Below are 8,085 nucleotides of genomic sequence, written 5' to 3'. Positions count from 1 at the left end.
CGCAGGAAATTTGAGAGGAGCTGTCCTTAGTACGAGAGGACCGGGATGGACACACCGCTGGTGTACCAGTTGTTCTGCCAAGAGCATGGCTGGGTAGCTATGTGTGGAAGGGATAAGTGCTGAAAGCATCTAAGCATGAAGCCCCCCTCAAGATGAGATTTCCCATAGCGTTAAGCTAGTAAGACCCCTGAGAGACGATCAGGTTGATAGGTCAGAGGTGGAAGCGTGGTGACACGTGGAGCTGACTGATACTAATCGGTCGAGGACTTAACTAACAAGTTTGATGATGACATTATCTAGTTTTGAGGGTACGAAGTACAACTCTATAAATCAGGTGATTATGGCAAAGAGGTCACACCCGTTCCCATACCGAACACGGCAGTTAAGCTCTTTTGCGTCGATGGTAGTTGGGGGTTTCCCCCTGTGAGAGTAGAACGTCGCCTGGTTTACCAAAGTATCAGCTAATCAGCTGGTGCTTTTTTTATTTTGGATCCGTTAATTGTTCATATTTAATAAATATTAAAGGACTGTCAAATTTTGATAGTCCTTTTAAGTCCTTTGTACAAAATTTGAATACCAAGTACTTAAAGCAACTGAATCTGGTCAATTAGAATTATCTATAATATAAGGAATTGTATCAAGCTGTTTAAAAACATAAGTTTCATTATCAATTTTTATTTTAAAAGTTCTTCTTTTTTTATCATAAATGATTTTTAAATTATGAAACTTAGAACTATTAATTACATACGTCGTATCTGTTTTCTGTGAATAAGCTCCTTTATCTACTTCAGAACGATTATAATAATAAAACGTATGATGGTCCTCTTCATCAAATACTATTGTCGCAAATGGAAGTTTTTTGCTATGGTAAGTCCCTATTAAAGTTGACTCATCTAAATTCTGTATTTTTGGCATGTTTATAGCTAAAATAATAAATACAAAAACCAATAATAGAATAATACTTTTATCAACCCAATTTTTCTTTTCAACCTCAGGCATTACAATCTACACTCCTTCCTTAATTTAAAAATATTTAAAGAAATGAAGAACTATTCTAAATACAAACCAATACCGAGTTATTCAATCTTTGTATTAATCTTAAGTATCTAGCTCATTGATGTAATGATCCTAGGTGAACAACTAAAACTAACACTCTGAAAACGAACTGTTCATAACAGTTCGTTTTCAAAGTGTTGAAATATAAAATGGTCAATAGGGAAAACGGACATTAATTGAACATTAATTAGTGATGAAATTATCATTTTTGGGATGATCTATTTATTAATGGTTTTAAATTTTAATATGTTTAAGCAATTTTATGATTCTAATAACACTAGTAAGTTTTTTTAGAAGTTAAAAATATTATGAGCTAATTTTTAGAAAAACAAATTCAATTGATTAGTTTATTAATTAATGTTCGATCTTAATTAATCTACAATCTGATTAATAAACAACTGTAGGATGCACTAAGTAAAGGCTATTTGATTAGTTTTTATTGGAGACTTTTTTTGATGAATAAGTTGATTGGAACGGAGGGGTGCTCGACTCCTATGGGATAAGCGGGAAGGCTGAGACTCCGCAGGCTCGCCGAGGAGGCTAAAGAATCTCGCCCCATGGAAAGCGAGCATCCCGTAGTGGAAATCAACATCACTCTACTCCTTTTACGAAAATTTGGTAATTTAATTGACAGCGCTGTTTTTCAACAGCGTGAAAACCGCATGCTTTAGTACTTTATAAAGAAGTTAATCACCTGGTTTATCCACTTTTTTTAAAATAACTGTACTTATAGCATCTTTCCAGTAAATTTCATAATATACTTCTTTTTTCTTATCAATAAACTCACATCCGCCACACTCTCTTTTTTTACCATGAAATTCACCAGATTGATTTAATAAAAACCTCTCTCCTCCAATCGTTCCATTATTATAACTAATCAGATAGTGTGAATATGACTTAATTAAATCTTTATCAAATTTTCCTTTATATTTTATAGTTGTTTGAAATAAGATATCAGTTCCAACTAAAGTCATCTCGTGTAAAACTTCCCAATTATTATCGCTTCCTTTAAAACTAACAGACTTAGTACTAAATAAATGATTTGCAATTTCTCCGTGTACTGTAGTAATCGAGTTAAATAAGAACAATAAACTGAAAGTAAGATGAGCTGATGCCTTTTTCATTTTAATTCTCCAGTTTTTATATTTAATATTCAATTAAATGGTGTGTTTTTATACAATGATAAATCCTTATTAAACTAAATTTCTATTTCTACAAATTTTGAAGATAGATTTATTACTTTTTACATTGGGCCTACGAGTATGAAACTTAAATGAAGTGCTTACCTGAAGGGGAAAAAGTTGTAGAAAATTTTTATTAAAAACATACAGTAAATAATGTAGATCATCTTTACTTTTCAATTCACAAATAGTATGATGATTTCAATAAGTTAGATTTCAATGAACATAAAAATAAATGAGGTGCATTTTGTGAGTGCGGTAGGTTCTAAATAGGAAAAAAATAAATGAAATAAATAGGATGAAAAAAAGGGGGATTTGTAGAATTCGGACCCTTAATTTTGTCATGTATTTATTTCAAACCTATGAAGATACCTACAATACTTTATAATGCGTATAAAGAAATTAGTATGGCTATTCAGTAATAGCTTATTTAACTATATTTCAATTATGATTGCCTTGTAATGTGATTAAGCTGCGGTATCTCCGCAGCTTTTTTATATTTTTCGGGTAAAAATAAATCTTTATTTCTATAAATATTTTCATTGGAATCTAACGTGTAGGTATCTCCATTTATGATCGATCAAATCATATTAAAGAGGAGAATTAAAATTGAATAATATAACATTTGAAAAATTACAATATAATGAGTTAAAAGAAATTGTAAAATCTTATTGTGTAAGTGGATTAGGTAAAAAATTGATAAATCAATTAGAACCAAGTTCCAATATAAAAGTAGTTAAAAATAGATTAAATGAGACAACTGAAGCTCGGGCAATATTAGACGCAGAAGGACATGTACCCTTTTTAGGTGTCTCTAATATTGAAAATATTATTCAAAATCTTGAAAAGGGAATGATATTAGATCCGAGTGAATTAATCAGTGTTTCGGACTTTTTAAGAGGATGTAGAAGAATTAAAAAATTTATGCAAGATAAGGTTTTTTTTGCTCCAATTCTCTCTTCTTACGCAAACTCAATGAGTGAATTTATGAGTATTGAAGATGAGATTAACTTCTCTATTAAAGGAAACAGCGTTGACTCCGGGGCTAGTAAGGATCTAAAACGGATACGAAATAATATTGAATCAGTGGAAGAGAAAATTAAAGATCGTTTAAATAAATTTCTAAATAATAGTGCAAATAAAATGTATATTCAGGACTTTTTTATAAGTAAGAAAGACGACCGATATACAATCCCAATTAAAGCTTCCTTTAAGAAGCAAGTTCCTGGATCAATTATTGAAGTTTCTTCTAAAGGGGCAACAGTCTTTATTGAACCGAATACAGTAACTAAATTAAACAGTGAGTTAGCAAGCCTAAAAGCTGAAGAGGCAATGGAAGAATATCAAATATTGGCTACCCTTTCAGGAATGATTTTAGAAAACATTTATGAAATAAATATAAATATGGAGTTAATTAGCCAATATGATATGGTGTTTGCTAAAGCTAAATTTAGCAAACATATTGGTGGAGTTGAACCGAAATTAAATGACTTTGGATATATAAAGTTAGTTGATTGTAAACATCCACTATTAACAGGTAATGTAGTTCCGCTTAATTTTGAGATAGGAGAAAGTTATCGAAGTTTAATCATTACTGGACCTAATGCGGGCGGGAAGACAGTCGTTCTGAAAACAATTGGCTTACTAACTTTAGCAACAATGTCAGGTTTCCATATTATTGGAGACATGGGGACTGAAATTGCAGTATTTGAAAAGATTTTTGTTGATATTGGTGATAATCAAAGTATAGAGAATGCACTAAGCACATTTTCATCACATATGAAAAACCTTTCCGATATTATGAGTGTTTCTAATAATAATACACTTTTACTATTTGATGAAATTGGAAGTGGTACGGAACCGAATGAAGGATCTGCACTAGCAATTTCTATATTGGAAGAGTTTTACCTTATGGGATGTATTACAGTTGCAACTACCCATTATGGTGAAATTAAACGTTTTTCAGAAATGCATAGTGACTTTATGAATGCAGCAATGAGATTTAATAGTGAAACGCTAGAGCCAATGTATAAGTTAATTATCGGAAAATCAGGAGAAAGTAATGCTCTATGGATTTCTAAGAAAATGAATATTCGCGAAAGTGTACTTCAAAGAGCGAAGGAATATATGGAAAATAAAGAATATCGATTAGAAAAAGTGATTGAAAGTGCAATAAGGAAACCAAAGATTGTCAAATTGAAAGCAGAAGAAAAGGCTTACTATCAAAAAGGTGATCGAGTAAAATTATTAGACTATGATACCTTTGGAATTGTTTATAAAGAAATCGATAATTTTTACAATCTCATTGTTTTTTATAATGGTGATTTTTTAGAAGTGAATGAAAAACGAGTATCTTTAGAAATGAAGGCTGCTGAACTTTATCCAGAAGGATATGACTTAGATACGTTATTTGTTGATTATGCGACAAGGAAATTACAGCACGATATTGAAAGAGGTTCAAAAAAGGCACTTCGAAAGATTCAAAAAGGAATGAGAAGTAATGGGCAGTAATATTACGGCTGTTTTCAATCAGCAAATTATTGCACTTTGTATACAAATTAAAACATCAGCCTAAAAGCTGATGTTTTGTTTTTGATTTAAGAAAAATTTCATTGTTTTCAAGAATACAAAACAAATTTAAGCTTAAATGAATAGACTATACCAAACTATATGATTGGGGTCTTAATATGAGGAAATTTTCTTATATAGATTTAATCGCCACGTTAAATATAGAAGATGCACATCCAGGTGGGTTTGATTTAACAAAAAAAACATTAAGATTTCTTCCGCTGAAATCAGATAGCCAAGTTTTAGAAGTTGGATGCGGTTCAGGTAAAACTGCTAGCTATTTATATGAAAGTTTCAATTGCTCAATTACAACAATCGATATAAACAGTCGGATGCTGGCTAATGCAAGAAAACGATTTAACAAAAAGAAAATTCCAGTTACTCTGCATCAAGCAAGTGCAGAAAACCTTCCTTTTAAGGATAATTCATTTGATATTATTATTTCGGAATCGGTAACAAGCTTCACAAATGTAGATAAATCATTACATGAATATGTAAGAGTGTTAAAAAAAGGTGGATATTTTCTTGCAATAGAAATGACATCAGAGAGACCACTAACACTAAAAGAAGAAAGTGAAATAAAGGATGTTTATGGTATTTCAAAAGTAAAAACGGTAAGAGAGTGGGAACAAGCGTTAATCAAAGGGGGATTTAGAGACTATAAAATCCTCAAAGGAAATACAATAATGAATACATCAACAAACTCAATTGATTCACTACCATTTCAAAAGTTACCACCAGAAGGAATTGAATTACTTCATAGATTTCAAGAAATATTAATTCGTTATAAAGATGTGTTAGGATATAGAGTATTTTTATGTAGAAAAAGATAGGCATAATAGCTTATCTTTTTTGTTTGATTAACAAAAGTACCGCTTACGAGAATTGAATTCATTCCCAAAGTATCAGACTGCTGTTTATATTTTAATAATTCAATTGGATTTAACTAAGCTAATCCAATAATTCCAAGCTATTAAGTATTCGTCCAAATCATCTGGATGATGTTGTATACATGTTGCTAACCTAAAATATAATCCAACTAATACGTTTTTATATATTGTGTTAGAATCAAACTCTTGTAAAAATTTCAAATGACTAACTGCAGTAGAAATTGTCTCTTTTGTTAGATTATCTGGTGAAGAACAAAACGCATATATTAAATCATAAAGTGGATCTCCAAACACTGGAGTAGGATCGATAATGCCACTTAAACCGCCTTTATTAAAAATAAAGTTATGTATACCACAATCACCGTGTAATAAAAAAGGTTTTCCTTGAAAAGTGATTAGATCTGAATTATTTACAATAGAAAAGATAAGTGTATGATCTGGCTTTTCTAAATACGAATCTAAAATTTTATAAGACTCTGTCAGTCTACTCATAAGAAAATCTGACCATGAATTCGATAAATCATCTGCCCATCCCCAACCTGGAGCATTAGGGTAGGATTCGTAATTATTTATTAACTGTTCAACAAGTGATATAAGTAATTCTTTTTTGTTTTTATTAACATAATTTGTGCGACCTGGAATGAATGGATATACTATGTATTTAAATGTTTTTTCAGCAAATAGTAAATTGGGTAATATATCTAATTTGTTATAGGAATTAAGAAAATATGCTTCTGATTCTAATACACTAGGATCATTAAACTTAACTATATACTTGCTTTCGTTTTTTATGTTACTTAGAAGATATATATTGCTCGATGTTCCACCTGTTAGTTGAGTGTACTTAATTTCTTTTTTGTTAATTAAATTCATGTTTGATAAATCATTTATTACTGATTCTATTTGCATAATATCCTCACCTTCATTATTAATAATGTACTTATTTAAGTATACTCTTATAAATTAACGGTCACCATGAGGATAGATGGGAAAATACTTATTAATCTCCACTTTATTTATGTTTAAAAATGTTTTGGAAATTGTAAAAGTATATGTACAAAAGCGAAGGATGAATATAAATATTATGACTTGAATGAATCTTTTCATGATAACTCCTATTCATATAATTAAAGTACTTTTATTCTTTATCTAAAGAGAAGAAGTTATTTTTTGTAATTAATTATTAAAATTATATTGAAGGTATCTCAAGACTCCTATTTACCTTTACCCCAAAATTAAAAGGGTGTCTCAAAAGTCAGCAAATGACCAAAGAGACAAACCCACAGTAATTGAATATAGGATTTTATTGAGCTATTAAAAAAAGAATAATGCTGCTAATGCGACTCCTGCGACAAATCCGAGTGCAATTGAAATACCGAACCCACAGCCGAAGAATCCGCATCTAAAACCATCTCTGTCAAAATCTCTTTCGTCTCTTCTTTCTTCTCTTCTATCAAACCTTCTATCAAATCTTCTATCGAAACGATCGTCAAAACGGTTATCAAATCTATTATCAAATCTGTCATCTACTCGATTATTAAACCAAACATTAGAACGATTTCCATTATGAAAACTTCTATTTGAAAAGTTTCTATCTGAGAAATCTCTAGATTGGCTTCTATTCATATTACTTCTATTACGATTTGATGATCTATTAGATGAATTAGAGTTTTGACGATGTTGATTGACTGGTTCAATAAAAACTCGATCATCAGTTACTCTTGTAATACGACCAATATGCTCATTTCCATCTTTATCGAAAATGCGTACAACCTGCCCTCTAAAATTATTACATAATTGATGGGCTTCATTACATTGCATAACAATTCCTCCCTTTCTTGTACTAATCTATGGAAGAGGAATTGTTTGTGCTTGTATATATACCTAGTTGTACAATTAACTAATTAATTTGATTTGAAATTCACATAAATTATTTTAGTTTATTTTTTCAAAAGAAATGCTTGCAATCATTTGTACGAGATGGTATATTTGTTTATGTTGTCACGACAAAACAAGTTCGAACAACAAAAAAAATATAATAAATTGTTGACAAAGAGTTCAACAAAATGTTATTATATTAAAGTCGCTTCTGGAGCGACAAAGTGAACTTTGAAAACTAAACAAAACATGAAGTAAACGTCAATTATTAGTTTTTTGAGCAATACAAGATTTAAACTTAACTTTTATGGAGAGTTTGATCCTGGCTCAGGACGAACGCTGGCGGCGTGCCTAATACATGCAAGTCGAGCGGACTAATGGGAGCTTGCTCCCGTTAGTTAGCGGCGGACGGGTGAGTAACACGTGGGCAACCTACCTGTAAGACTGGGATAACTTCGGGAAACCGGAGCTAATACCGGATGACATAAAGGAACTCCTGTTCCTTTATTGAA

General features: G+C 31.0%; 6 protein-coding genes and 3 rRNA genes. 5 read left to right on the top strand and 4 right to left on the bottom strand.

The genetic code is table 11. The features are described 5' to 3' along the window. Together BM319_RS24205 and rrf are read left to right on the top strand one after the other, a co-directional pair. Positions 1-275: ribosomal RNA gene (locus tag BM319_RS24205) — 23S ribosomal RNA — on the top strand; the annotation flags it as partial. A gap of 55 nt (positions 276-330) precedes the next feature. After that, positions 331-446, top strand: a 5S ribosomal RNA gene (gene rrf, locus BM319_RS24200). A 157-nt stretch (positions 447-603) separates the two neighbouring features. On the opposite strand, the gene BM319_RS24195 is transcribed toward rrf, so the two are convergent. Both BM319_RS24195 and BM319_RS24190 read right to left on the bottom strand, forming a co-directional pair. After that, complete coding sequence (locus tag BM319_RS24195; RefSeq protein WP_091024998.1) at positions 604-999, bottom strand: hypothetical protein; 396 nt, start codon at positions 997-999, stop codon at positions 604-606. Positions 1,000-1,742: 743 nt separating this feature from the next. Then, positions 1,743-2,180 (bottom strand): hypothetical protein, encoded by a 438-nt coding sequence (locus BM319_RS24190; protein WP_069034015.1) that lies wholly within the window; start codon positions 2,178-2,180, stop codon positions 1,743-1,745. A 666-nt stretch (positions 2,181-2,846) separates the two neighbouring features. On the opposite strand from BM319_RS24190, the gene BM319_RS24185 reads away from it, so the two are divergent. Next, on the top strand, positions 2,847-4,748 hold the full coding sequence (locus BM319_RS24185) for an endonuclease MutS2 (protein WP_091024997.1): 1,902 nt from the start codon (positions 2,847-2,849) through the stop codon (positions 4,746-4,748). Positions 4,749-4,924: 176 nt separating this feature from the next. Next, entirely contained in the window at positions 4,925-5,638 is a 714-nt protein-coding gene (locus tag BM319_RS24180) for a class I SAM-dependent methyltransferase (RefSeq protein WP_069034017.1), read from the top strand. 99 nt (positions 5,639-5,737) lie between these two features. Here BM319_RS24180 and BM319_RS24175 read toward each other — a convergent pair whose 3' ends face one another. Together BM319_RS24175 and BM319_RS24170 are read right to left on the bottom strand one after the other, a co-directional pair. Further along, complete coding sequence (locus BM319_RS24175; protein ID WP_091024996.1) at positions 5,738-6,604, bottom strand: phosphotransferase; 867 nt, start codon at positions 6,602-6,604, stop codon at positions 5,738-5,740. Positions 6,605-7,009: 405 nt separating this feature from the next. Next, positions 7,010-7,516, bottom strand: coding sequence for a hypothetical protein (locus tag BM319_RS24170; protein ID WP_091024995.1), 507 nt, complete (start codon positions 7,514-7,516; stop codon positions 7,010-7,012). 361 nt (positions 7,517-7,877) lie between these two features. Between BM319_RS24170 and BM319_RS24165 the strand changes: the two genes are divergently transcribed. Then, a 16S ribosomal RNA gene (locus BM319_RS24165) occupies positions 7,878-8,085 on the top strand; the annotation flags it as partial.

Source organism: Bacillus sp. UNCCL81 (assembly GCF_900112535.1).
Taxonomy (GTDB): Bacteria; Bacillota; Bacilli; order Bacillales; family Bacillaceae_G; genus Gottfriedia; species Gottfriedia luciferensis_B.
The sequence above is the reverse complement of the archived record's forward strand: the minus strand, read 5'-3'. Positions and strand labels throughout refer to the sequence as shown.

What these genes read in the sequence shown, in the direction of transcription:
- BM319_RS24195 (WP_091024998.1), bottom strand. Translation starts at nt 999, where the DNA reads ATGCCTGAGGTTGAAAAGAAAAATTGGGTTGATAAAAGTATTATTCTA.
- BM319_RS24190 (WP_069034015.1), bottom strand. Translation starts at nt 2,180, where the DNA reads ATGAAAAAGGCATCAGCTCATCTTACTTTCAGTTTATTGTTCTTATTT.
- BM319_RS24180 (WP_069034017.1), top strand. Translation starts at nt 4,925, where the DNA reads ATGAGGAAATTTTCTTATATAGATTTAATCGCCACGTTAAATATAGAA.
- BM319_RS24175 (WP_091024996.1), bottom strand. Translation starts at nt 6,604, where the DNA reads ATGCAAATAGAATCAGTAATAAATGATTTATCAAACATGAATTTAATT.
- BM319_RS24170 (WP_091024995.1), bottom strand. Translation starts at nt 7,516, where the DNA reads ATGCAATGTAATGAAGCCCATCAATTATGTAATAATTTTAGAGGGCAG.